The sequence below is a fragment of the Actinomycetospora callitridis genome (genome assembly GCF_028737265.1).
GTDB classification, from domain to species: Bacteria; Actinomycetota; Actinomycetes; order Mycobacteriales; family Pseudonocardiaceae; genus Actinomycetospora; species Actinomycetospora callitridis.
On record NZ_JAQZAK010000002.1, the window covers coordinates 242,602 to 264,855 of the forward strand.

Annotated in this window: 26 protein-coding genes; 16 read left to right on the forward strand and 10 right to left on the reverse strand. The window is 74.1% G+C overall.

Annotated elements, in window-relative coordinates:
• The first annotated feature begins 59 nt into the window (after positions 1-59).
• From PH191_RS07125 to PH191_RS07140, 4 genes are all read left to right on the forward strand, one after another.
• The gene (locus PH191_RS07125; RefSeq protein WP_274193921.1) at positions 60-776 is read left to right on the forward strand and encodes a response regulator transcription factor; all 717 of its coding nucleotides are present in this window, start codon (positions 60-62) and stop codon (positions 774-776) included.
• Complete coding sequence (locus PH191_RS07130; RefSeq protein ID WP_274193922.1) at positions 773-3,358, forward strand: DUF4153 domain-containing protein; 2,586 nt, start codon at positions 773-775, stop codon at positions 3,356-3,358. Before PH191_RS07125 ends, PH191_RS07130 begins: the two co-directional genes overlap by 4 nt.
• Before the next feature lie 135 nt (positions 3,359-3,493).
• Positions 3,494-3,937, forward strand: a complete 444-nt coding sequence (locus PH191_RS07135; RefSeq protein ID WP_274193923.1) for a VOC family protein — start codon at positions 3,494-3,496, stop codon at positions 3,935-3,937.
• Positions 3,938-4,025: 88 nt separating this feature from the next.
• Entirely contained in the window at positions 4,026-5,045 is a 1,020-nt protein-coding gene (locus tag PH191_RS07140; protein WP_274193924.1) for an LLM class flavin-dependent oxidoreductase, read from the forward strand.
• A 4-nt stretch (positions 5,046-5,049) separates the two neighbouring features.
• On the opposite strand, the gene PH191_RS07145 is transcribed toward PH191_RS07140, so the two are convergent.
• Positions 5,050-5,364 (reverse strand): muconolactone Delta-isomerase, encoded by a 315-nt coding sequence (locus PH191_RS07145; protein WP_274193925.1) that lies wholly within the window; start codon positions 5,362-5,364, stop codon positions 5,050-5,052.
• Between the two features lie 36 nt (positions 5,365-5,400).
• Positions 5,401-5,679: a hypothetical protein gene (locus PH191_RS07150; protein ID WP_274193926.1), complete on the reverse strand. Its 279-nt coding sequence runs from the start codon at positions 5,677-5,679 to the stop codon at positions 5,401-5,403.
• 135 nt (positions 5,680-5,814) lie between these two features.
• On the opposite strand from PH191_RS07150, the gene PH191_RS07155 reads away from it, so the two are divergent.
• Positions 5,815-6,276: a BLUF domain-containing protein gene (locus tag PH191_RS07155; protein WP_274193927.1), complete on the forward strand. Its 462-nt coding sequence runs from the start codon at positions 5,815-5,817 to the stop codon at positions 6,274-6,276.
• A 62-nt stretch (positions 6,277-6,338) separates the two neighbouring features.
• Here the strand turns inward: PH191_RS07155 and PH191_RS07160 are convergent, their stop codons facing one another.
• Entirely contained in the window at positions 6,339-7,100 is a 762-nt protein-coding gene (locus PH191_RS07160; RefSeq protein WP_274193928.1) for a hypothetical protein, read from the reverse strand.
• A gap of 73 nt (positions 7,101-7,173) precedes the next feature.
• On the opposite strand from PH191_RS07160, the gene PH191_RS07165 reads away from it, so the two are divergent.
• Positions 7,174-7,659 (forward strand): MarR family winged helix-turn-helix transcriptional regulator, encoded by a 486-nt coding sequence (locus PH191_RS07165; protein WP_274193929.1) that lies wholly within the window; start codon positions 7,174-7,176, stop codon positions 7,657-7,659.
• Between the two features lie 79 nt (positions 7,660-7,738).
• On the opposite strand, the gene PH191_RS07170 is transcribed toward PH191_RS07165, so the two are convergent.
• A complete protein-coding gene (locus tag PH191_RS07170; protein WP_274193930.1) occupies positions 7,739-8,194 on the reverse strand; it encodes a DUF1772 domain-containing protein in 456 nt (151 codons plus the stop codon).
• Positions 8,195-8,282: 88 nt separating this feature from the next.
• On the opposite strand from PH191_RS07170, the gene PH191_RS07175 reads away from it, so the two are divergent.
• Positions 8,283-8,852, forward strand: coding sequence for a TetR/AcrR family transcriptional regulator (locus tag PH191_RS07175; protein WP_274193931.1), 570 nt, complete (start codon positions 8,283-8,285; stop codon positions 8,850-8,852).
• Positions 8,853-8,918: 66 nt separating this feature from the next.
• On the opposite strand, the gene PH191_RS07180 is transcribed toward PH191_RS07175, so the two are convergent.
• Both PH191_RS07180 and ychF read right to left on the reverse strand, forming a co-directional pair.
• Entirely contained in the window at positions 8,919-9,758 is an 840-nt protein-coding gene (locus PH191_RS07180) for an aldo/keto reductase (RefSeq protein ID WP_274193932.1), read from the reverse strand.
• 48 nt (positions 9,759-9,806) lie between these two features.
• On the reverse strand, positions 9,807-10,880 hold the full coding sequence (ychF, locus tag PH191_RS07185) for a redox-regulated ATPase YchF (protein ID WP_274193933.1): 1,074 nt from the start codon (positions 10,878-10,880) through the stop codon (positions 9,807-9,809).
• Between the two features lie 91 nt (positions 10,881-10,971).
• Here ychF and PH191_RS07190 point away from each other — a divergent pair, with 91 nt between their 5' ends.
• From PH191_RS07190 to PH191_RS07200, 3 genes are all read left to right on the forward strand, one after another.
• A complete protein-coding gene (locus PH191_RS07190) occupies positions 10,972-11,499 on the forward strand; it encodes a methylated-DNA--[protein]-cysteine S-methyltransferase (RefSeq protein WP_274193934.1) in 528 nt (175 codons plus the stop codon).
• A 29-nt stretch (positions 11,500-11,528) separates the two neighbouring features.
• Positions 11,529-12,713: a DNA recombination protein RmuC gene (locus PH191_RS07195; RefSeq protein ID WP_274193935.1), complete on the forward strand. Its 1,185-nt coding sequence runs from the start codon at positions 11,529-11,531 to the stop codon at positions 12,711-12,713.
• 88 nt (positions 12,714-12,801) lie between these two features.
• Complete coding sequence (locus PH191_RS07200; RefSeq protein ID WP_274193936.1) at positions 12,802-13,650, forward strand: DUF6542 domain-containing protein; 849 nt, start codon at positions 12,802-12,804, stop codon at positions 13,648-13,650.
• Positions 13,651-13,813: 163 nt separating this feature from the next.
• Here PH191_RS07200 and PH191_RS07205 read toward each other — a convergent pair whose 3' ends face one another.
• From PH191_RS07205 to PH191_RS07220, 4 genes are all read right to left on the reverse strand, one after another.
• Entirely contained in the window at positions 13,814-14,230 is a 417-nt protein-coding gene (locus tag PH191_RS07205) for a hypothetical protein (RefSeq protein ID WP_274193937.1), read from the reverse strand.
• A gap of 100 nt (positions 14,231-14,330) precedes the next feature.
• Positions 14,331-15,005, reverse strand: coding sequence for a response regulator (locus PH191_RS07210; protein WP_274193938.1), 675 nt, complete (start codon positions 15,003-15,005; stop codon positions 14,331-14,333).
• Complete coding sequence (locus PH191_RS07215; RefSeq protein ID WP_274193939.1) at positions 15,002-16,072, reverse strand: sensor histidine kinase; 1,071 nt, start codon at positions 16,070-16,072, stop codon at positions 15,002-15,004. The genes PH191_RS07210 and PH191_RS07215 overlap by 4 nt, the downstream gene beginning before the upstream one ends.
• 42 nt (positions 16,073-16,114) lie before the next feature.
• On the reverse strand, positions 16,115-17,107 hold the full coding sequence (locus tag PH191_RS07220; RefSeq protein WP_274193940.1) for a 4-hydroxy-3-methylbut-2-enyl diphosphate reductase: 993 nt from the start codon (positions 17,105-17,107) through the stop codon (positions 16,115-16,117).
• A 108-nt stretch (positions 17,108-17,215) separates the two neighbouring features.
• Between PH191_RS07220 and PH191_RS07225 the strand changes: the two genes are divergently transcribed.
• The 6 genes from PH191_RS07225 to PH191_RS07250 all read left to right on the forward strand — a co-directional run bounded on the left by PH191_RS07225 (position 17,216) and on the right by PH191_RS07250 (position 22,236).
• The gene (locus PH191_RS07225; RefSeq protein WP_274193941.1) at positions 17,216-17,779 is read left to right on the forward strand and encodes a lipid droplet-associated protein; all 564 of its coding nucleotides are present in this window, start codon (positions 17,216-17,218) and stop codon (positions 17,777-17,779) included.
• 7 nt (positions 17,780-17,786) lie between these two features.
• Positions 17,787-19,019: an exodeoxyribonuclease VII large subunit gene (xseA, locus tag PH191_RS07230; protein WP_274193942.1), complete on the forward strand. Its 1,233-nt coding sequence runs from the start codon at positions 17,787-17,789 to the stop codon at positions 19,017-19,019.
• Positions 19,020-19,121: 102 nt separating this feature from the next.
• Entirely contained in the window at positions 19,122-19,343 is a 222-nt protein-coding gene (locus tag PH191_RS07235) for an exodeoxyribonuclease VII small subunit (protein ID WP_274193943.1), read from the forward strand.
• 58 nt (positions 19,344-19,401) lie between these two features.
• On the forward strand, positions 19,402-20,418 hold the full coding sequence (locus PH191_RS07240; protein ID WP_274193944.1) for a hypothetical protein: 1,017 nt from the start codon (positions 19,402-19,404) through the stop codon (positions 20,416-20,418).
• Positions 20,419-20,518: 100 nt separating this feature from the next.
• On the forward strand, positions 20,519-21,586 hold the full coding sequence (glpX, locus tag PH191_RS07245; RefSeq protein WP_274193945.1) for a class II fructose-bisphosphatase: 1,068 nt from the start codon (positions 20,519-20,521) through the stop codon (positions 21,584-21,586).
• Between the two features lie 116 nt (positions 21,587-21,702).
• Positions 21,703-22,236, forward strand: a complete 534-nt coding sequence (locus tag PH191_RS07250; RefSeq protein WP_274193946.1) for a L,D-transpeptidase — start codon at positions 21,703-21,705, stop codon at positions 22,234-22,236.
• Positions 22,237-22,254 lie beyond the last annotated feature (18 nt).

Here is a 22,254-nt window from a genome sequence, read left to right on the forward strand (position 1 = left end):
CACGATCTCCACGAAACGACCCCGAATCCCGACCGGCCCGGCTCCTACGCTCGCTGACCATGAGCGGCCCCACCCGGCGCATCCTCGTCGTCGAGGACGAGCCCGTGATCAACGGCGCGGTCACCGACCGGCTCGTCGCCGCCGGCTACGACGTCGTCCGCGCGTGGGACGGACCCGGTGCCGTCGCCGAGTTCACCGCCCGCGAGCCCGACCTCGTCGTCCTCGACGTCATGCTCCCCGGCCTCGACGGGCACGAGGTGTGCCGGCGGATCCAGGCCGTCCGCCCCGTGCCGGTGCTCATGCTGACGGCGGCCGACGACGAGGCCGACGTCCTCGTGGGGCTGGCCGTCGGCGCCGACGACTACCTCACCAAGCCGTTCCGGATGCGCGAGCTCGTCGCCCGGGTGGCCGCGCTGCTGCGGCGGGTCGAGCGCGCAGCCGAGCTGTCGACGCCGGAGCTGTCGACGCAGGATCCCGACGTCCGCGAGCTCGGCGACGTCCGCATCGATCCCGGGGCCCGCCGCGTCTGGGCCGACGGCGACGAGGTGCACCTGACGCCGACCGAGTTCGACCTCCTGCGCTGCCTCGCCGCCAGCCCGGGCGTGGTGCTCACCCGGGAGAAGCTCATGGGCGAGGTGTGGGGCTGGCCCGGCGCGTCGGGCACCCGCACGGTCGACAGCCACGTGAAGGCGCTGCGCGCCAAGATCGGGCCCGAGCGGGTGCGCACGGTCCACGGTGTCGGCTACGCGCTGGAGATCACCGGGGTCGGCCGGTGAGCGTCCGCGCGCTCGACCCGGTCCGCTCGGTCAAGGTCAAGCTCGGGGTCCTGGTCGGCGCCAGCGTCACGCTCGCCTCGGTGATCGCGACGATCGGCGCGGGCGCCGGCGTCCCGATCTGGCTGGGCATCCCCGTGACCATCGCCGTCGCGCTCGCCGTCACCCAGCTCCTCGCCGTCGGCATGACCTCGCCGCTGCGCGAGATGACCGCGGCCGCGCGCCGGATGGCCACCGGCGACCACGACGTGCGCGTCACGGCCACGTCGCGCGACGAGGTCGGCGAGCTGGCGCGGGCGTTCAACTCGATGGCCGAGGAGCTCGCCGGGGTCGACCGCCAGCGCCGCGAGCTGGTCGCCAACGTCAGCCACGAGCTCCGGACGCCGCTGGCCGCGCTGTGCGCCGTGCTGGAGAACCTCGCCGACGGCGTCGCCGCTCCCGACCCCGCCCGGCTGCGCGCCGCGGTGGACCAGGGCGAGCGGATGTCGGACCTGGTCACCGACCTGCTCGACCTCTCGCGCGTCGACGCCGGCCGGGCGCCGCTGCACCGCGAGCCGGTCGAGGTCCGCCCGCTGCTGGACGCCGCCGTCGCCGAGGCGCGGGTGGGCGGCCACGACGTCGCCCACGTGCTCGACGTCGACCCGCCCGATCTCGTCGTCGACGGCGACCCCGCGCGCCTGCGCCAGCTCGTCGCCAACCTCCTCGACAACGCCGCGCGCCACAGCCCGCCCGGCGGCACCGTGACCGTCCGGGCGCGGGCGGCGGACGACGACCGCTGGCACCTCGAGGTCGTCGACGAGGGCCCCGGCGTCGCGCCGGAGCACCGCGACCGCGCCTTCGAGCGCTTCGGGACGCTGCGGGACGTCGCGGTCGAGGGCTCGGCCAGCAGCGGCGGCACCGGCCTCGGGCTCGCCATCGCCCGGTGGGTGACCGACCTGCACGACGGGTCGATCGGCTTCGCCGACCCCGAGCCGGGCACGTCCGGCGCCCGCGTCCGCGCCGACCTCCCGACCACGCCGGCCCGACGCCGGCCCCCACCACCCACCCCCGTCCAGGAGGCGATCGCCGTGCCCGCACCCCCGGTCACCCCCGCACGACCCGAGAACCCGGCGCCTACCGAGGTCCCCTCGCTCACCGACGGGCTCTTCGGCGACTTCTGGCCCGACCGCGGGGTGCCCGGCAACGTCGCGGTCCTGCTCGGCGCGCTGGGCGTTGGCGTGCTCGCCGGCGTCGTGCTGCCCTTCCGGAACCTCGGGCTGGGCACGTTCCTCGTCCTGCTCGCGACCACCGGCGTCCTGCTCGTCGCGAGCCGGCACCGCCGCGACCGCTTCACCTCCGTCTGCGCGGGCCTGTGCGTCGCGCTGGCCTGCGTCGTCGTCGTCCGGGACGCCGTGTGGATCGTGGTGCTCTGCCTGCTGGCCGGCGCCGTGCTCGGCGCGGTCGGGCTGACCCGCGGACGGCGCGTGCCGGCGTTCCTCGTGGCCCTCGTCGCCTGGCCCCTCGCCGCGGTGCGCGGGCTGCCCTGGCTCGGGCGGACGGCGCGGGCCGTCACCGGGCTGGGCAACGGGGCGGCGCTGCTGCGCACCGCGGTCTGGTCGCTGCTGGGGATCACCGTGTTCGCCCTGCTCTTCGCCTCGGCGGACGCGCTGTTCGCGGAGTGGGTCGGCGCGGTGGTCCCCGACCTCGGCTCGGCGGATCTCACCGCGCGCGTGTTCGTCGCCCTGGGCGTCGGCGGCGTGGTGCTGTGCGGGGCCTACCTCGCCCTCAACCCGCCGCGGGCCGAGCGCGGCGAGCGGGGCGCCCGTCCCGTCGCGCACCGGTTCGAGTGGCTGGCGCCGGTGCTCGTCGTCGACGCCGTGTTCGCCGTGTTCCTCGTCGCCCAGGCCACGGCGTTCTTCGGCGGCCACGACTACCTGGAGCGCACGACGGGCCTGACCTACGCGCAGTACGTGCACCAGGGCTTCGGGCAGCTCACCGTCGCCACCGCGCTCACGCTCCTCGTGGTCTGGGCGGCGACGCGCAAGGCGCCGCGCGCGACGCCGTCCGACCGCACCTGGATCCGCGTCTCGCTCGGGCTGCTCTGCGCGTTCACGCTGGTCGTCGTCGCCTCGGCGCTCTACCGGCTGCACCTCTACGAGCAGGCCTACGGCCTGACCCGCCTGCGCCTGCTGGTCGCGGTGTTCGAGGGCTGGCTGGGCGTCCTGGTGCTCGCCGTGATCGCCGGCGCCGGTCCGCTGCGCGCGCGGTGGCTGCCCCGGTTCGGGCTCCTGTGCGGCGTCGTGCTGCTGCTCGGGCTCGCGGCGGTCAACCCCGACGCCTGGGTCGCGCGGCAGAACCTCGAGCGCTACGCCGTCACGCAGACCGTCGACTGGGAGTACCTCAGCGACCTCTCCGCCGACGCCCTCCCCGCCTACGCCGCGCTGCCCCGGCCGCTGGCCGAGTGTGTGCTGCGCCCGACCGGGGAGGAGCGCGACGACTGGCTCGCGTGGAACCTCGGCCGTTCGCGGCTCGACGCGTTCCTGGACGCGTCGGGGGGCGTGTGGCAGCACCGGACCGACTGTCCGGGCCAGACCCGGTCGGGGTGAGGGGTCGGAGCGCACCGGTCCTGTGACGGTGCGTCGCCCTCACCGCCCACTGGCTGCGACATCCGAGTGGTCGCGCTCGCCCAGCCCCGGCGGGACCCACGACACTGCGTGCCTGCCGAGCCTGCGAGGTGCGCCATGACCACCACCGATACCCGACCCGCCCTCAGCGGGTTCCACCACGTCGCCGTCACCGCGCGGGACGTCGAGGCGAGCGCGGACTGGTACCAGCGGGTGTTCGGCATGTCGCGGATCCCGCCGCAGTTCCCTCACCACGGCGCCGACGCCAAGGGCTACACGCTGGTACTCATCGAGCCGGAGACCAACCTGTGCGTCGGCATCGTGCACCACCCCGGCAACACCGGGGAGCCGGCCGACGAGACCCGCTGCGGGATCGACCACGTGGGCTTCGCGATGCCCACCCGCGCCGACCTCGACGCCTGGGCGGGCTGGCTCGACTCCCTCGGGATCGCGCACTCCGGCATCACCGACACCGAGGACCCGGTGCCGTACTCCGCGCTCGTCTTCCGGGACCCCGACAACGTCCAGCTCGAGCTCTTCCACATGGACATGCCCGGCTGACGCCTGGGTCCCGCTCACGATCGGCACACGGGACCGGCCCTGAGCCACGGCGCGGAATGCCCCTCGACCCCGCACCGTTGGTTGAAGTGTGAAGAACATCGGGTTCCTGTCCTTCGGGCACTGGTCGGCGTCCCCGCACTCGCGGGTGCGGTCGGGAGCCGACGCCCTGCTGCAGTCGATCGAGCTCGCGGTGGCCGCCGAGGAGGCGGGCGCCGACGGCGCGTACTACCGCGTGCACCACTTCGCCCAGCAGCTCGCCTCGCCCTTCCCGCTGCTCGCCGCGGCGGCCGCGAGGACGAGCCGGATCGAGCTGGGCACGGGCGTGATCGACATGCGCTACGAGAACCCGCTGTACATGGCCGAGGACGCCGGCTCCGCCGACCTGATCTCGGGTGGACGGCTGCAGCTCGGCATCAGCCGGGGATCGCCGGAGCAGGTGATCGACGGCTACCGCTACTTCGGCTACGCCCCGCCGGAGGGCACGAGCGACGGCGACATGGCGCGCGAGCACACCGCGACGTTCCTCAAGGTGCTCGACGGCGAGGGCTTCGCCCGTCCCAACCCGCGGCCCATGTTTCCGAACCCGCCCGGCCTCCTGCGGATCGAGCCGCACGCCCCCGGCCTGCGCGACCGCATCTGGTGGGGCGCCGGCAGCCGCGCCACCGCCGAGTGGACCGCCGAGCAGGGGATGAACCTCATGAGCTCGACGCTGCTCACCGAGGACACCGGCGTGCCGTTCCACCGGCTGCAGGCCGAGCAGATCCAGCGCTTCCGCGACGCGTGGACGGCGGCCGGGCACGAGCGCGAGCCGCGCGTCTCGGTCAGCCGCAGCATCTTCCCGATCGTCGACGACCTCGACCGTCAGCTGTTCTGGCGCGAGCACGACAGCACCGACCAGGTCGGGTGGATCGACGGCGGCAACGCGCGGTTCGGCAAGACGTACGCCAACGAGCCGGACAAGCTCATCGCCGAGCTCGCCGAGGACGAGGCGATCGCCGCCGCGGACACGCTGCTGCTCACCGTGCCCAACCAGCTCGGGGTCGACTACAACGCCCACGTCGTCGAGAGCGTGCTGACCCACCTGGCCCCGGAGCTCGGCTGGCGCTGACCGGTCAGCTCTGGAGCAGCTTGTTGACGCTGCCGGCGAAGTCCTCGTAGCGGCGCAGCGCCGACACGTCGATCGTCACGTGCTGGCCCATCTCGACCATGATCGGGAGGGTCAGCGAGATCTCGTCGAGGGTGTCGTGGCTGTCGACGTCGACGATCGCGATGACGCGCCGCTCGCCGGCGACCTTCCAGAGGTCGACGACGACGCCCGCCTGCTTCGCGCCGAGCGCGGCCTCCGCCTCCCGGGACCAGGTCGCGAAGAGGTCCTGCTGGCTCATCGTCGCGCCGTACTCGACGTGGAAATCGAGGTGGAAGAGCATCGGTGGCCTCCGGGGCTTCGGTCGGGTGACCGGAACCTAGCGCCCCTCGGAGCCGTACGGACCGATCTCGCCCGCCTGCACCCCGATCACGCGGCACGGGCGGTTCATGGCCTGCAGGGCGCGTTCGAGGACGCGGCCCACCTCGTCGACGGCCGCGCGCGCGTCCCCGGCCGTCGTGCTCCCGGTGACCTCGAGGACGCCGAACGGGACCGACGGGACACCGCCGACCTCGACGAGCCGCTCGAGGAGGTCGGCGAGTCCGTCCTCGTCGAGACGCGTCAGGTCGGTCATCAGGTGGACCCGGTACTTGGTCATGGGTGGAGTGTCCTCGGCCGGCGCGGCCGCTCGATCAGCGCTCACCGACACTCGCGCTTACCGTCAGGGTGACGCGCATCACGCTCGGTCCGTGGGGTCGACAGGAGTGCCGTCGCCGACGAGGGAGTCAACACCATGGCTGACGTCAGCAGCACGGGAAGTGGACCGGTGTTCCGCCTGGTCTACCGCAGCAGGCTGAGCATCCCGCCGGACGACGTCGAGGGCGAGGTCGCCCGCATCCTGGAGGCGGCCCGCACGAAGAACCCGCAGCACGGCATCACCGGCGCCCTCGTCGTGTGGGAGGACAACGTCGTCCAGACCCTCGAGGGCGAGGAGGGCGTCGTCCGCGGCCTGTACGAGACGATCAGCCGCGACCCCCGTCACGAGCAGATCGACCTCGTCGAGGAGACGTCCGGCGTCGAACGGGCGTTCACGCGCTGGTCGATGGCGCGGGTCTCCGACGGCGCCGACGCCGACATCCCGCTGTCGAAGCAGTGGGAGGGCGGTATCGACGTGAGCCGCCCCCGGCTGACCACGCCCGCGGAGGACGCGGTCGTCGACGCGATGCGTGACCGCGTCCGGGGCGCCACGGCCTGACCCCGCTCCGTCCCGTCGCCGACGCCATGATCTGGCGCGGCGGCGGGACGGCGCCGGACCCGTCACCGCCGCGCGGTGACCGATCGCGCGACGACGCTGCTGGTCGCCACGGCGAGGGCGCCGAGGCCGGCGGCAGTCGCCACCGGTGCCCTTCCGTCCCGTAGCGCCTTCATCGCGATTCCTGCCAGGCCCCAGCACGCGGCGACCGCGAACCCGGGGTTGCCGCGGACCACCACCGCTGTCGCGCTGCCGACCGTCGCTGCCGCCGCGACGAGTCTGACGGCCCCCCGGTCGGCGTCCTCGCCCTCCGGGCGTCCACGGCGCAGGTTGCGCGTGGTCTCGACGTTCGCGAAGCCGGCGACACACAGCCACCCGGCGAGCGGCCCGATGTAGCGCGACGCGGCGGCGCCCGCCGCGCCCTCGGGATCGCGCTCCGCAAGAGCCACCGACACGGTCGCGGCCGAGGCCGAACCGAGGATCAGAGCGACACTGACCTCGTCGAGACGCCGGAACTGCGAGTTGAGGCTCCACGCGACGTTCCCGGCCAGCGCGGCGTTCGCCCACCACCCGGCAGCACCCGAGACGGCCTCCCCTGCCCGCACACGGCGGAGGTCCGTCGCGGCGTAGGCGAGACTCCCGGCGAACAGGGGCGTCCAGATCACGAAGGCCCACCCGACCGGGGTGACCGGACCCTCGGTCGCCGTCGCCTGTTCGGTCTCCGTCGTCCCGCGGCCGGTCCAGCGCGCCATCTGCGTCGACATCGGCTGGGCGGTCGCCAGCGCGAGAGTCGTCGCGGCGCGGAGCAGCCCCGGTCGAGCCGTCACCCGCATCATCGTCGTGACCCCACCGCTCTGATATCAAGTGACTCCAATATCGAGCTACCGTAGGATGTGTGCCGTGCCCCGGCAAGCGACGAACCACGCACCGGGCACCTCTGGTCCACCGGCCGCTCAGCTCGCCTGGGCCGTGCACGACCTCGCCGTCGCGATCGCCGAAGCCGACGTCGCCATGGGCACGGCCCTCGGGGTCACCCCGGGGGACTACCTGGCGATCAAGCACGTCCTGCTGCGCCCGGACGAACTGGGGCCTGCCGAGTTGGGTCGTCTGCTCGGGATGTCGTCGGGCTCGGCGACCGCCCTGGTGGACCGCCTCGTGGACGCCGGCCACATGGTCCGCCGCCCTCACGACCATGACCGTCGGCGTCGGGTGCTCGCCATCTCCGAGGCGTCACGCCAGCGGGTGCTCGATGAGCTGGGGAGGCGTGCCACGGACATCGAGGAACTCGCCCGGCCCTACAGCGATGCCGAGCGAGAAGCGATCACGACGTTCCTGCGGACGCTGGCGTCACGGCACCGGGGACGACCGGGGCCATCAGCACCGTGATGCCGATCCGGAGCGGGAACTCGACCACGTCGCCGTCGTCCGTACCTCAGCCCCGGTGCCGGCTCGCCGAGCGGCGTCCTCAGAGCGTGGTCGTCGCGACCAGGACGAGCACGAAGGACGCCACGATGATCGCGACGCGGAGGTGGTGCAGCCGGTCCCAGCGGCGGTGCTGCTCCCGCCAGTCGTCGGGGTGGTTCTCCGCGGTCCACCCCCTCGAGCGGTTGTTGATCGGCACCAGCAGGACGACCGACAGGACGACGCTGACGACCAGCAACAGCGCGGCGACGAGGAGCGCCGTCGCCGCGGTCGGCGTGCCCCACACGAGCGCGGCGAGGACCGCGGTGAGCGCCAGGGACGCGACGTACCAGAACGGCATCGCACGCCCCAGTACGCGCCCACCGTCCGCTCGTGCGGCCAACGACGCGTCGGCCGGCAGACGCAACAGCATCGGGTTGACGACGACGGCGACCGCGAACTCGACGCCGACCATGAGGCCGACGACGGTCGCGGTGACGACCGCGAGCACGGATGTCATGGCGAGACCCCTCTCGATCTAGCAGTGCTAGATTTCCTAGCACTGCTAAGCTAGGCCGGGTCGGGACGGATCACAAGAGGGAGGGCCGATGGCGGATCCGACGGCGCGTCGGCGGCGGCACGAGGAACGCGCTCGTCACATCCTCGATGCCGCGCGGGACCGCGCCGACGCGCAGGGCTGGGCCGCCGTCACCACCCGACACCTCTCCGAGGCCATCGGCTACAGCCAGCCCGTGCTGTACAGCCACTTCCCCGGCGGCAAGGCGGAGATCATGCTGGCGGTCGCCCTCGACGGCTTCGTCGAGCTGACACGGCGGTGCCGCACGGCGCTCGGCGGTCGGCAGGGACGGCCCGCGATCGAAGCCGTGTCCGTCGCCTACCTCGACTTCGGCGGCGAGCACCCGGCGGTCTACGAGGCGATGTTCCACCTGCCGATCGACACGCCGTTCGCCCAGGACGACACCCGGCCCGAGCTCCGCGCCGCGTTCGACGTGCTGGCCGAGACGATCGGCGACGACGACGGCACCGCGACCGAGGTGTTCTGGAGCGCCCTGCACGGCATGAGCCTGCTGGAACGCGCCGGGCGCATGCGCCCGGAGCACCGCGGGCTCCGCGTGTCCGAGCTCGGCGTCCGCTTCGGATCGACCCCGGCCCGCTGAGCGCGTGGCCGGCCGACCGGATCAGACGTCGGAGCGGAACCCGACCCGGCAGGTGTCCCCGGCCACCTACAGGATCTCCAGCCGGCGCTTCCGGCCCGGCGGCGGGAACGCGGCGTCGAGCGCGGCCCGGTCGTCGTCGGTGAGTGCGACGTCGAGCCCGGCCCGGTTCTCGGCCATCCGCGCGGGGGTCGCGGTCTTCGGGATCGCGCAGACGCCGGGGTGATCGAGCACCCACGCGATGGCGATCTGGGCGGGCGTGGCGTCGTGCCGGTCGGCGACCTCGCGCAGTGCGGGCTCGTCGAGCAGTCGCCCCTGCTCGACGGGCGAGTAGGCCATCAGCGGGAGCCCGCGGCGCTCGGCCCACGGGAGCAGGTCCCACTCGGGTCCCCGCCGTACGAGGTTGTAGAGGATCTGGTCGGTGGCCACCTGGTCGCCGCTCGGGACCTCGTCGAGCTCGGCCAGGTCGTCGACGTCCAGGTTGCTCACGCCCCAGGCGCGAATCTTCCCGGCGTCGCGCAGCTCGACGAACGCCTCGACGGTCTCCGCGAGCGGGTACCGGCCGCGCCAGTGCAGTAGGTAGAGGTCGATCCGGTCGGTGCGCAGCCTGCGCAGGGCCCGATCGCAGGCCCCGACGGTGCCGTGGCGGGAGGCGTCCGAGGGCAGCACCTTGTCCACGAGGAACGCCTCGTCGCGCCGCGCGGCCAGCGCCTCGCCGACCAGCTCCTCGGCGCCGCCGTCGGCGTACATCTCAGCGGTGTCGATCATCGTCAGCCCGGCGTCGAGTGCGGCGCGCAGCGAGTCGATCTCGTCCCGGCGGCGGGCCGGCTGTTCGGCGTATCCCCAGGTCCCGACGCCGAGCACGGGCATCGCGGCGCCGTCGGGGAGGGCGATGGTGGGGACGGTCATGGGTGGGTGACCTCCGGCCCTGTGAGCACTTGTCTCGGGTCACGACACCTAGACGTTGAAGCGGAACTCCACCACGTCGCCGTCGTGCATGACGTAGTCCTTGCCCTCCATGCGCACCTTGCCCGCGGTCTTGGCGGCGGCCATCGAGCCGGCGGCGACGAGGTCGTCGTACGAGACGATCTCGGCCTTGATGAAGCCCTTCTGGAAGTCCGTGTGGATCACCCCGGCGGCCTCGGGGGCGGTGGCACCGATCCGGATCGTCCAGGCGCGCGACTCCTTGGGGCCGGCGGTGAGGTAGGTCTGCAGGCCGAGGGTGCGGAACCCGGCGCGGGCCAGCGCGTCGAGCCCCGGCTCGGGCTGGCCGATCGACTCCAGCAGCTCCTGCGCGGACTCGGCGTCGAGCTCGAGCAGCTCCTGCTCGACCTTCGCGTCGAGGAACACGGCCTCGGCCGGGGCGACGAGCTCGGCGAGCTCCTTGCGCTTCGCGTCGTCGACGAGCACCGGCTCGTCGGCGTTGAAGACGTAGAGGAACGGCTTCACCGTCATGAGGTTCAGCTCGCGCAGCCGCGGCGAGTCGAGGCCGGCGGAGAAGAGCGTGCGGCCCTCGTTCAGCACGGTCTGCGCGTGCTGGATCTCGTCGACGGCGGCCTTGGTCTCCTTCTTGACCCGCGCCTCCTTCTCGAGGCGCGGGAGGGCCTTGTCGATCGTCTGGAGGTCGGCGAGGACGAGCTCGGTCGCGATCGTCTCGATGTCCGCTGCCGGGTCGACGCGGCCGTCGACGTGCACGACGTCGTCGTCGGCGAAGACGCGCACGACCTGGCAGATCGCGTCGGCCTCGCGGATGTTGGCGAGGAACTTGTTGCCCAACCCCGCGCCCTCGCTGGCGCCCGCGACGATGCCGGCGATGTCGACGAACGAGACCGTCGCCGGGACCACCTTCTCCGAGGAGAACATCTGGGCCAGCGTGTCGAGCCGTGGGTCCCGCAACGGCACCACGCCCACGTTGGGCTCGATGGTGGCGAACGGGTAGTTCGCCGCCAACACGTCGTTGCGGGTCAGGGCGTTGAACATCGTCGACTTGCCGACGTTGGGCAGTCCGACGATGCCGAGGGTCAAGCTCACGAGAATCCAGTCTGCCAGCGAGGGATCCGGGCGGGCCCCGGCGGCGTCCAACCAGGGTGACAGCTGCTCCACGTGACCCTCGGAGGTCCCCGTGCCCGCCCTCGCCACCGTGCCCACCCCGCTCGGCCCGTTCACCGCCCTCGTCGACGACGAGGGCGCCGTCCTCGCGTCGGGCTGGACCGACGACGCCGGCGCGCTGCTCGCGCTCGTGCACGCCGAGCTGCGTCCCACCGATCCCGCGCGTCGCGAGGACCTCGGGGAGGTCACCGCGGCGGTGACGGCGTTCCACGACGGCGATCCCGGCCCGGCGGCGGCCGTGCCCGTGCGCCAGATCAGCGGGCCGGCGACCACCGCGATCTGGGAGCGGCTCCGCGCGGTGCCCGCCGGAGAGCCGACGACCTACGGCGAGCTCGCCGACGCCGCCGGCTATCCGAAGGGTCACCGGATCGCCGCGCGGGCGTGCGTGCACAACGCCGCCACGCTCTTCGTCCCGTGCCACCGCGTGCTGCGTCGGGGCGGCGCGCTCGGCGGGTACCGCTGGGGGCTGGAGCGGAAGGAGCGGCTGCTGGCCCTCGAGGCCTCCTGGCGCGTCGATGACGCGGCGTTGTCGGGGGTGTGATCCATCCTGCCGGTCATGACGGAGGAGCCATGACGACGGCCGGGGTGCTCGCGGGGTTGCTGCTGGGGCTCGTGATCGGCGCGGGCGTCGGCGCGTGGGTCGCGCTGCACCTGGCCGGGGCCCGGCGCGACGCGGCGGTGTCCGAGGCGGTGCGTCGTGCGGGGGCCGAGGTCGCCGCGGCGCGCGCCGAGCTCGACGCCGAGCGCCGCGGGGCGGGCGACCGCGAGCGCGCCCTGGGGCCGGCGGTGCGCGCCGCCTCGACCGAGGTGCTCGATCGCGTGCTGGAGCCCGTGTCCGCGGCCCTCGGTCGCATGGAGCGGGAGATGGCGGGTGCGGAGCGCGAGCGGGCGGCCGCCTTCGCGTCGCTGCGCGAGCAGGTCGGCGCGGTCGCGGAGGGCGCGCAAGGGGTGGCGGGCGAGACGCGCGCGCTGGTCGGCGCCCTGCGCGCCCCGAACGTGCGCGGACGGTGGGGTGAGCTGCAGCTCGAGCGGGTGGTCGACCTCGCCGGCATGGTCGAGCACTGCGACTTCACCCGCCAGGCCCATGCCCGCGGGGTCGACGACGACGGCGCCCAGCGTCCCGACCTCGTGGTGCACCTCGCGGGCGGCAAGCAGGTGGTCGTCGACGCGAAGGTCCCGTTCGCCGCGTACCTGGAGTCCACCGAGGCCCGCGACGACGCGGCCCGCCGCGAGCGGATCGCGGCGCACGCCAAGCAGCTGCGCGCCCACGTCGACGCGCTCGGCGCCAAGGCCTACTGGCGGCGCTTCGACCCGACGCCCGAGTTCGTGGTGATGTTCGTGCCGGGCGAGGTCTTCCTGTCCGCGGCGCTGGAGGCCGATCCGGCGCTGCTCGAGCACGCCTTCGGCGCCGACGTCGTCATCGCGACGCCCACCACGCTGATGGCGCTGCTGCGCACGGTCGCCTACGCGTGGCGCCAGGAGGCCCTCGCCCGCAACACCGCCGAGGTGCACGCGCTCGGACGCGAGCTGCACGGCCGCCTGGCCACCCTCTCCGGGCACCTCGCGCGGCTGGGACGGTCCCTCGACGGCAGCGTCCGGTCGTTCAACGAGACGGTCAGCTCGCTCGAGTCCCGCGTGCTCGTCAGCGCCCGGCGGTTCGCGGACCTGTCCGTGACCACCGCCGATCTGGAGAGCCCGGAGCAGATCGAGCGCCGCCCGCGGGCACCGGCCGAGTCGATCGCGGAGACGGGATGACGCGAGGATGAGTGGTCCACGTCACCGCACTCGCCGGTGTCCGTGCGGGTGCGACGGAACGTCACGGTCCGACCGCTAGCGTTGGGGTGTGACCAGCGCGCGGGAGGAGGCACTCGGCACCGGGCCCGTCGGTCCCGGCGAGCGCTCCGTCGTCCGGTCACTGCGCGGGCTCCGCTGGTGGGGGACGCTGCTGCTCGGCGGGCTCTTCACCGTCGCCGGCGTGGCGATCGACCTCGTGCTCTCCGGCGAGCTGGGCGTGGCGTTCACCGCCTGCTTCGCCGGCGGCTGCATCCTCGCGACCGCCTGGTCCCGGCGTGACTCGCTGTTCGTCCCGCTCGTCCAGCCGCCGCTGCTGCTGGCGGTGGGCGTGCCCGTGGTCGTCGTCGCCACGGGATCGCTCCCCCGCTCGGGCGGCACGGCCTCCACGCTCCTCGCCGTCGGTGGGCCGCTGGTCAACGCCTTCCCGACCCTCGCGATCACCACCGCCGTGTGCCTGGCGCTCGGTTTCATCCGCTCGCGCCTCGAGCCCTGGCAGCGGTCCTCCGACCGGCTCGACCCCGACGCCCCACGCGAGCCCCGGGACCGGCCGCCCCGGGACCGGGACCCACGCGATCGGGACCCCCGCGAGCGCGAGCTGCGGGAGCGGGAACGCCGCGAGCGGGAGATCCGCGAGCGTCAGCGGCGCGAGTCCCGGGACCGTGATCCCCGCGACCGGGACCGCGACCCCCGCGACCGCGACCCCCGGGATCGCGAGCCGCGCGAGCGCCGTCCCCGCCAGGTGCCGGTCGAGGCCCGTCCGGCGCGCGACGACCGCCGCCGTCCGTCCGCCGGCGACGCCCGGCGTCGCCCCGTGCGCCCGGACGACCCCGACGAGGAGTTCGGCCCCGGGGTCCGGCGCGTCCCGCGCCGCGTCGACGGGCCCGACGACCGCCGCTGAGGCGGGTCCGAGATCCGGATGAGTGGAGCGTGCGCTCCGCTCAGCGAGACATCCGCCCCGATTTCCCGGATCTTGCTGGCCGGCCCGTTCGCGTCCCGTGATCAACGGGGAGTTCGTGCGCGTAGAAGCAGCGAACAGGCCGTTCGTTGCACTCGGAGTGCCGTCAGCAGCCGGCGTACTCGTCGCGCCGCAGGAGCATCGCGCCGAGCATGGTCAGGAACATCAGGACGTGTCCGCCGATCATCAGGGTCTCGCCCGAGACGGCACCGAGGCCGTAGGGCACGAGCAGCAGCACGAACGGGGCGCACATCGCCGCCGACATCTCGACGATCAGGCGCGCGCAGTGACGTCGCACGGTCATCCACACGGCCATGCCGATGGTCATGTCGGCGGCCATCACGAGGGCGTGGGCGGCGGGCAGAGCGGCCCAGGCCGCCGGCGTCAGGGGCATGAGCAGCGCCATGCCGACGAACATCGCCACGACCATCTCGAGGTAGTGGCCGGCGAAGCGCAGCACGCGCCGGCGGGGGGCGCGGGTGGTCGCGACGGGGGCGGTGGGCTGGGCGGGCTGGGTGCTCATGGCGGGCGGGTCCTTCCACGGGGTGGGCCGGCGATGCCGACGAGCATCGCGAGCGCCGCCCGTGCGGACAGGTGCCGGAAGTCATGCCCGGGGTCACGACCTAGAGCAGGTCGAGGGCCCGGGCGCGCAGCGCGGCCTGGGTGCGGTCGCGGGCACCGAGCTTGCCCAGCACGTTCGTGACGTGGTTCTTCACCGTGCCCTCGGCGAGGTGCAGCCGGCCGGCGATCTCGCGGTTGCTGCGCCCGTCGGCGAGCAGGCGCAGGACGTCGACCTCCCGCTCCGAGAGCGGCACGACCAGCGGCTGGGCCCGGCGCGCCGACCCCGCCGGCTCGTCCGCGGGCAGGCGCGCAACACGGGCGACGACCTTCGCCGCGACCGACGGCTCCAGCACCGACCCGCCCGCGGCCGCGGTCAGCACCGCCTCGACGAGGCGCGCGGACGACACGTCCTTGAGCAGGTAGCCGACCGCGCCGGCCCGCAGCGCGGCGAAGACGTCCTCGTCGTCGTCGAAGGTGGTCAGCGCGATCACGCGCACGTCGGGCTGCTCGGCGCGCAGCCGGCGGGTCGCCGCGACGCCGTCGAGCACCGGCATCCGCAGGTCCATGAGCACCACCTCGGGGGCGAGCTCGGCGGCGCGGCGGACGGCCTCCTCGCCGTCGCCCGCCTCCCCCACCACGACCACGTCGTCGCGCACGCCCAGCAGCGTGGCCAGCGCCTCGCGGAACAGCGCCTGGTCGTCGACCAGCAGGAGCCGCACCGGCGCCCGCGCGGTCACGCCGGCACCTCCAGGACCAGCGCGCACCCGCCGGCCGGGGCGCGCCCCAGCTCGAGGCGCCCGCCGAGGTCCTCGGCCCGTTCGCGCAGGCCGAGCAGGCCGACACCCCCGCCCTCCCCGTGCTCGCCGACCCCGCGGCCGTCGTCACGGACCTCCACGCGCACGGCCGCCGCGGCGTAGTCGAGCACCACCTCGGCGCGGCTCGCGCCGGCGTGCTTGCGCACGTTGGTCAGCCCCTCCTGCGCCGCCCGGAACAGGGCCTCGCGGGCGGGGTCGGCGATCGCCCGCTCGTCCCCGACGACGCGCACCGACGTCGGGAGCCCGGCCGCGGAGCTCTCCGCGGCGAGGTCGTGGAGCGCGGTGCCCAGGGGCGGGACGACGCGGGGCTCGCGCAGGGCGCCGACGGAGCGCCGGACCTCGCCGAGCGCCTCCTGCGACTGGTGCTGGGCCTTGGCGAGCACCTCGTCCGGGTCACCGGAGTTCGCCAGCAACGCCCGCGCCGCCTGGAGCTGCATCTGGATGACCGTGAGCGAGTGCCCGAGCCCGTCGTGGATGTCGCGGGCCACCCGGTTGCGCTCCTGTGCGGCGGCGAGGTGCTCGACCTGCTCCTGCGCGGCCGCGAGCTCGCGGCGCATCTGCTGCTCGCGGCGCAGCAGCTCGGTGACCACGGCCGCGAACACCACGGCGACCAGCGTGCCGAGCCCCTCGCGCAGGCCGTCGACCAGCGGCATGCCGGCGTGCACCATCGGCACCATCGCGATCACGACGATCGTGGCCGGCAGCGGGAGCAGCAGGACGCACTGGCTGACGAGCACGATCAGGAAGAGCGTGCCGCCCACCCCGGGGGCGAGCGCGAACACCACCGACGCGAGCACCAGCCCGACGAGCACGTACGCCGCCGACCACCAGCGCCGCCCGCGGGCGAGCACCCACCGGAAGCCGACCGTGGCCAGCAGCGCGAACGCCGCGCCGAGCGGTAGGACGGCCACCGGGTCGCCGCCGCCGACCACCCCGAGCACCAGGGTGAGCAGCGCTCCCCCGGTGAGCAGGGTCAGGGCCAGGAGCACGGGGACACTGTGCGGTGCCCGCGCCCCGAGGACAACGGGCTGCTAGCGCACCGCCTGCGGCTTCATGTCGCGTTTGAGCTCACGGGGCAGCGAGAAGGTCAGCTTCTCGTTGGCCGTGGTGATCTCCTCGACGTCGGCCCAGCCGCGCTCGGCGAGCCAGTGCAGGACGTCGCCGACGAGGATCTCGGGCACCGAGGCCCCGCTGGTGACGCCGACGGTGGTGACACCCTCGAGCCAGGCCTCGTCGATCTCACCGCAGTGGTCGACGAGGTGGGAGTCCTTCGCCCCGGCCTGCAGCGCGACCTCGACGAGGCGCACCGAGTTCGAGGAGTTCCGGGAGCCGACGACGAGCACGAGGTCGCACTCCGGCGCCATCTGCTTCACCGCGACCTGGCGGTTCTGGGTGGCGTAGCAGATGTCGTCCGACGGCGGATCGGAGATCGCCGGGAACCGCTCGCGCAGCGCAGCGACCGTCTGCATCGTCTCGTCGACCGACAGCGTCGTCTGCGAGAGCCAGATGACCTTCTCGGGGTCGCGGACGGTGACGTCGGCCACCGCGGCCGGGCCGTCGACGAGCTGCACGTGGTCGGGCGCCTCGCCGGCGGTGCCCTCGACCTCCTCGTGGCCCTCGTGGCCGATGAGCAGGATGTCGTAGTCGTCGCGCGCGAAGCGCTTCGCCTCCTGGTGCACCTTCGTGACCAGGGGGCAGGTGGCGTCGACGGTGCGCAGCTCGCGGGCCGCGGCCTGGGCGTGCACCGCCGGGGACACCCCGTGGGCCGAGAACACGACGGTGGCGCCCTCGGGCACCTGGTCGGTCTCGTCGACGAACACCGCGCCGCGGTCGGCGAGGGTGTTGACCACGTGGCGGTTGTGCACGATCTCCTTGCGCACGTACACCGGGGCGCCGTAGGTCTCGAGCGCCTTCTCCACGGCCACGACGGCCCGGTCGACGCCGGCGCAGTAGCCGCGGGGCTTCGCGAGCAGCACGCGCAGCGCGCCGTCGCCGGTGTGCTCGCTCTGGTGCTCAGTGGACATACCTCCAGCCTACGGGCGACGCACGTCACCGTCCGTGCGCGAGCGCCGATGACCGACCCACCGTGGCCGTTCGCACATCATCGGCCCAGCCCTGGCACCCTGTCCGGTATGAGTTCGCTCCCGTTCCCGGTGCGGGTCGCCGCCGGCCTCGTCGTCGCCGCCGTGGAGGAGACCCGGGACCTCCCGCGCACCATCGCCGGTCTGCCGATCACCGCGGTCAGCCGCGTGCTGCAGCTGGGGATGCGCGCCCAGCAGGTGGTCACGGAGCTGGCCATCAAGGGCGACACCGCGCTCGACGGGATGCGCCCGGTGGAGGAGGCCCCGTCGTGGGCCCGCTTCGACGACGACCTGCCCGAGCCGCCGTCCCGCTTCGAGTCCTACGACGTCGACGACACCTCGATCGAGTTCACCGATCTGGCGGACGCCCCGCGTGTGAACGGTCACTCCCGGGCGCTCGAGGTCGTGGGCGGCACCGAGGTGGAGACCGCCACCACGCCCGACGCCCTCCCCGGGTACGAGTCGATGACCATCGCCCAGCTGCGCGGGAAGCTCCGCACGCTGAGCGTCGAGGAGGTCACCGAGCTGCTGGAGTGGGAGACCGCGCACGGCAACCGGCCGCCGTTCGTCACCATGCTCAGCAACCGGATCGCCACGCTCGACGCCCAGTCCTGACCCCGGCGTGACCACCCCGCCGGCGACCAGCGCGGAGGAGCCGTGGCCGGTCCGGACGGTCGCGCGCAAGATCGCCGCGTGGATCGAGCGGCTCGGCGCGGTGTGGGTGGAGGGCCAGCTCACGCAGGTCACCGCCCGGCCCGGGTCGGGCACGGCGTTCCTCGTGCTGCGTGACCCGGCCGCGGACGTCTCGATCAACCTGACGGCGCCGACGACCATGGTGCGCGGCACGGTCCCCCCGCTGGCCGAGGGCGCGCGCGTCGTCGTCCACGGCCGGCCGTCGTACTTCTTCGGGCGGGGGACGCTCTCGCTGCGCGTCGACGAGATCCGTCCCGTCGGCGTCGGCGAGCTGCTGGCGCGCATCGAACGGCTGCGGGCGCTCCTGGCGGCCGAGGGGCTCTTCGACCCGGCGCGCAAGCGACGTCCTCCGCGGCTCCCGCGCTGCGTGGGCCTGGTGACGTCGCGCGCGAGCGCCGCCGAGCACGACGTGCTCACCGTCGCGTCGGCGCGCTGGCCCGCCGTGCGCTTCCGCACCGTCAACACCCCGACGCAGGGTCCCCAGGCCGTGCCGGAGATCCTCGACGCCCTGACCGCCCTGGACCGCGACCCGGACGTCGACGTGATCGTGCTGGCCCGCGGCGGCGGCAGCGTCGAGGACCTGCTGCCGTTCTCCGACGAGGCCCTGTGCCGGGGCGTCGCGGCGTGCCGGACGCCCGTGGTCTCGGCGATCGGCCACGAGCCCGACACCCCGCTGGTCGACCACGTCGCCGACGTCCGCGCGGCCACCCCCACCGACGCCGCGAAGCGGATCGTCCCCGACCTCGCCGAGGAGACCGCGCACCTCGCGCAGCTGCGCCGCCGGATGCACCGCGCCCTGCACGCCTGGGTGGAACGGGAGGACGCGGCGCTCGCCGCGCTGCGCCGCCGTCCCGTCCTCGCCGACCCCATCGGGCCCATCGCCGCGCGGGAGGACGCCGTCGTGACGCTGCGCGGGCGGGCCCGCCAGGTGGTCGACGCCGGGATCACGGCCCGGTCGGCCGACCTGCGGCACCTCACGGCGTCCCTCACCGCCCTGGGCCCCGCCGCGACCCTGGCGCGGGGCTACGCGATCGTCCAGCACGGGCCGGCCGTCGACGCCCCGGTCCTGCGGTCGGCGGACACGCCCTCGGCGGGCGACACCCTGCGCGTGCGCCTCGCCGACGGCGCCCTGCACGCGGTCGTGCGCCCCGACCCCGGCTGACCTCCGGCGGAGCGAGTGCGTGGCCCTGTCGGCGTGCTCCCCCGACTTCGGACACTGGATGACAGCGACGCCACGCCGCTGACACGACGAGGAGGAACGCGCATGACCGAGACGGACGAGCCGGGGTACGAGCAGGCGCGGGACGAGCTCGCGCAGGTCGTGGCGCGCCTGGAGGCGGGCGGGCTGAGCCTGGAGGACTCGCTCGCTCTGTGGGAGCGGGGCGAGGCGCTGGCGCGGCTGTGCGAGCGCCACCTCGCCGGGGCCCGCGAGCGCGTCGAGACGGTGCTGTCGGAGGCGGCGGGCGAGGACGGGTCGAGCAGCTGAGCGACACCCGGGCGAAGAGGCACCGTCGGCGCCCCGTGATGGCGCAGACTCGACGTCCATGAGCAGCCCGTACTCGCCCGGAGGGGCCGACTTCGACCGGGCGGTCGCCGGGGCCCACGCCGACTACCACCGCGAGATCCAGCAGCACGACGAGCCCGACGGCCTCGTGGACGACGTGGTCACGTACCAGATGCTCGCGCCGCACCTCATGCGCTCGCTGCTGTTCCTCGTCGCCCCGACGGTGCTGCTGCTGATCAAGGTGATCATCGACTACCTCGCGTCGGTGTCGTCGCCCGACGACGTCACCGACGCCGTGTCGGCGCTGCTCGGGGTGGTCGTGGTCGTGCTCTACCTCGCCGGCGTCGCGTCGTTCTTCGCGCCGGCGAAGGAGCCGATCGCCGAGCACGCCCGTCTGCTGGAGAACCGCGGCGACGCCGCCGCGGGCGCCTACGAGCACGTGCGCCTCGCCGCGGTCGCGCGCCGCAGCCCCGCCGAGGTCCGCCCGTCCACGGTGGCGGGCGTGCCCGTGCTGCTGTTCGAGCAGTACAGCGAGCGGGCGATGCTGCTCGTCCAGCCCTACGGCCGCGACCTCTACGTCGGCTGGACGATGTGGCGCTCGCGGTCCACCGCGACCCTGCTGCTGCACTTCCTGCGCGACACCTTCGGCCGCTTCGCCCCGGCGCCGCGGTTCTCCGCCGAGCTGCGCGCCGCCGCGACCCGCGCCCTGCGCGAGAGCGTGCACTCGCTGTCCCGCGAGGGTGTGGCCGCCGCACTGCAGGCGGGTGGGCCGGAGTCGGAGACGCCGTACGAGCCGCCCCGTCACGAACCCCGTCACGAGCCGCCCCCCGAGACGTACACGCCGCAGGCCCGCCCCGAGCCCTCCCGACCGCACGAGGAGCGCTGGCCGGAGTCCGAGGACCCGCACCCCCTGGGCGTGCTCCCCACCGCCCCGCCCGCCGGACCCCACGTCGACACCCGGAGCGCCTGGACCGGCGAGGGCCACGACGGGGAGCGCGTCGGCGTCCCCCGCGAGCCCGACGAGGACTGGGGTCCGCCGCCGCGCGACCGGTGGTGAACCACGAACGGGCGACCGGAGCGGCGGACTCTGCGAGGATGGCGACCGGCGATGCGCCCGCCCGCCCCGCATCACGTCCGCCCCTGGAGGTGCACACCCGGTGAGCTCGCAGGAACACGATCACCTCCGGACCCACGAGCGTCCCGACCGCAACCTCGCGCTCGAGCTCGTCCGGGTCACCGAGGCCGCCGCCATGGCCGCCGGCCGCTACGTCGGCCGCGGCGACAAGAACGGCGGGGACGGCGCGGCCGTCGACGCGATGCGCAAGCTCATCGGATCGGTGTCGATGCGCGGCACCGTCGTCATCGGGGAGGGCGAGAAGGACGAGGCCCCGATGCTCTTCAACGGGGAGCAGGTGGGCAACGGCGACGGCCCCGAGTGCGACGTCGCGGTCGACCCGGTCGACGGCACCACGCTCATGGCCAAGGGCATGCCCAACGCCCTCGCGGTGCTCGCCGTGGCCGAGCGCGGGGCGATGTTCGACCCGTCCGCCGTGTTCTACATGGAGAAGCTCGCCGTCGGGCCCGAGTCCGCCGACGTCGTCGACATCGAGCGCCCCGTGGCGGAGAACCTGCGCGCCGTGGCCCGCGCGAAGAGCATCAACGTCTCCGACGTGACGGTCGTGGTGCTCGACCGGCCGCGGCACGAGCAGCTCGTCCAGGACATCCGCGACGCCGGGGCGCGGATCCGCTTCATCTCCGACGGCGACGTCGCCGGCGCGATCGCCGCGGCCCGCCCCGAGAGCGGCGTCGACATGCTCCTGGGCATCGGCGGCACCCCCGAGGGGATCATCACGGCCTGCGCGATCGCCTGCATCGGCGGCTCGCTGCAGGCCAAGCTGTGGCCGAAGGACCCCGGGGAGCGCGAGAAGGCCCTCGCGGCCGGCCACGACCTCGACCGCGTCCTGCACACCGGCGACCTCGTGCGCGGCGAGGACATCTTCTTCTGCGCCACCGGCGTCACCAACGGGGACCTGCTGCGCGGCGTGCACTACCGCGCAGGCGGGGCGTCCACCCAGTCGCTGGTCATGCGCTCGAAATCCGGCACCGTGCGGATGATCGACGCGTGGCACCGCCTCCACAAGCTGCGCGAGTACTCCGCGATCGATCTGGGCACGGACGATGCACCCGATGTGTCGATCTGGGGCCCCGAGGACTCGACCTTGTAGCTCGACACGGGGATGATCGTCGTCCGATCCGGGGAATCCGGGGAGGAGTCGAGCCGGTCCCGGAGGTCCCCGTGCCATTCCTCACCCGACCGCGCCGACGTTCGGCAGTCACCCCCGTGGCCCTGCTGGTCGCGCTGGTCGCCACGTTGTCGGCCCTCCTGGCCGGGACGGCCACCGCCGGCCCAGGATCTGTGAGCCCCGCACCGGCCAACCCGGTCCCCGCGCCGATCTCCCGGCCGGTGGCGGACGCCCCGGCCACCGGGCTGCCGACGGTCCCGGCGATCCCCGCCCTCACGCGCGGCACGCCCTGCAAGGCGTCGGCCGTCGCGTGCGTCGATCTCTCCTCGCAGCAGGCCTGGCTCACCGACGGCGAGGGCAACGTGACCTACGGCCCGGTGGGCGCGCTCGGCGGGACGCGGAAGGACCCGACGCCGACCGGCACGTTCTCGGTCGACTACAAGGACGCCGACCACGTCAGCAACCTCTACGACGCCGACATGCCGTACTCGGTGTTCTTCGCGCCGGCGATCGCGTTCCACACGGGCAGCCTCTCGGAGCGCTCGCACGGCTGCATCCACCTCGGGCGGACCGCCTCGAAGCGCTTCTTCGCGAACCTCTCGCCGGGCGACACCGTGCAGGTGGTCTCCTGACTCCGGTGAAAGACTGCA

Bases quoted from the DNA above. Each gene is read 5' to 3' on its own strand.
- PH191_RS07125 (WP_274193921.1), top strand. From the start codon at position 60: ATGAGCGGCCCCACCCGGCGCATCCTCGTCGTCGAGGACGAGCCCGTG.
- PH191_RS07135 (WP_274193923.1), top strand. From the start codon at position 3,494: ATGACCACCACCGATACCCGACCCGCCCTCAGCGGGTTCCACCACGTC.
- PH191_RS07145 (WP_274193925.1), bottom strand. From the start codon at position 5,364: ATGCTCTTCCACCTCGATTTCCACGTCGAGTACGGCGCGACGATGAGC.
- PH191_RS07150 (WP_274193926.1), bottom strand. From the start codon at position 5,679: ATGACCAAGTACCGGGTCCACCTGATGACCGACCTGACGCGTCTCGAC.
- PH191_RS07155 (WP_274193927.1), top strand. From the start codon at position 5,815: ATGGCTGACGTCAGCAGCACGGGAAGTGGACCGGTGTTCCGCCTGGTC.
- PH191_RS07170 (WP_274193930.1), bottom strand. From the start codon at position 8,194: ATGACATCCGTGCTCGCGGTCGTCACCGCGACCGTCGTCGGCCTCATG.
- PH191_RS07175 (WP_274193931.1), top strand. From the start codon at position 8,283: ATGGCGGATCCGACGGCGCGTCGGCGGCGGCACGAGGAACGCGCTCGT.
- PH191_RS07180 (WP_274193932.1), bottom strand. From the start codon at position 9,758: ATGACCGTCCCCACCATCGCCCTCCCCGACGGCGCCGCGATGCCCGTG.
- PH191_RS07195 (WP_274193935.1), top strand. From the start codon at position 11,529: ATGACGACGGCCGGGGTGCTCGCGGGGTTGCTGCTGGGGCTCGTGATC.
- PH191_RS07205 (WP_274193937.1), bottom strand. From the start codon at position 14,230: ATGAGCACCCAGCCCGCCCAGCCCACCGCCCCCGTCGCGACCACCCGC.
- PH191_RS07220 (WP_274193940.1), bottom strand. From the start codon at position 17,107: ATGTCCACTGAGCACCAGAGCGAGCACACCGGCGACGGCGCGCTGCGC.
- PH191_RS07225 (WP_274193941.1), top strand. From the start codon at position 17,216: ATGAGTTCGCTCCCGTTCCCGGTGCGGGTCGCCGCCGGCCTCGTCGTC.
- PH191_RS07235 (WP_274193943.1), top strand. From the start codon at position 19,122: ATGACCGAGACGGACGAGCCGGGGTACGAGCAGGCGCGGGACGAGCTC.
- PH191_RS07240 (WP_274193944.1), top strand. From the start codon at position 19,402: ATGAGCAGCCCGTACTCGCCCGGAGGGGCCGACTTCGACCGGGCGGTC.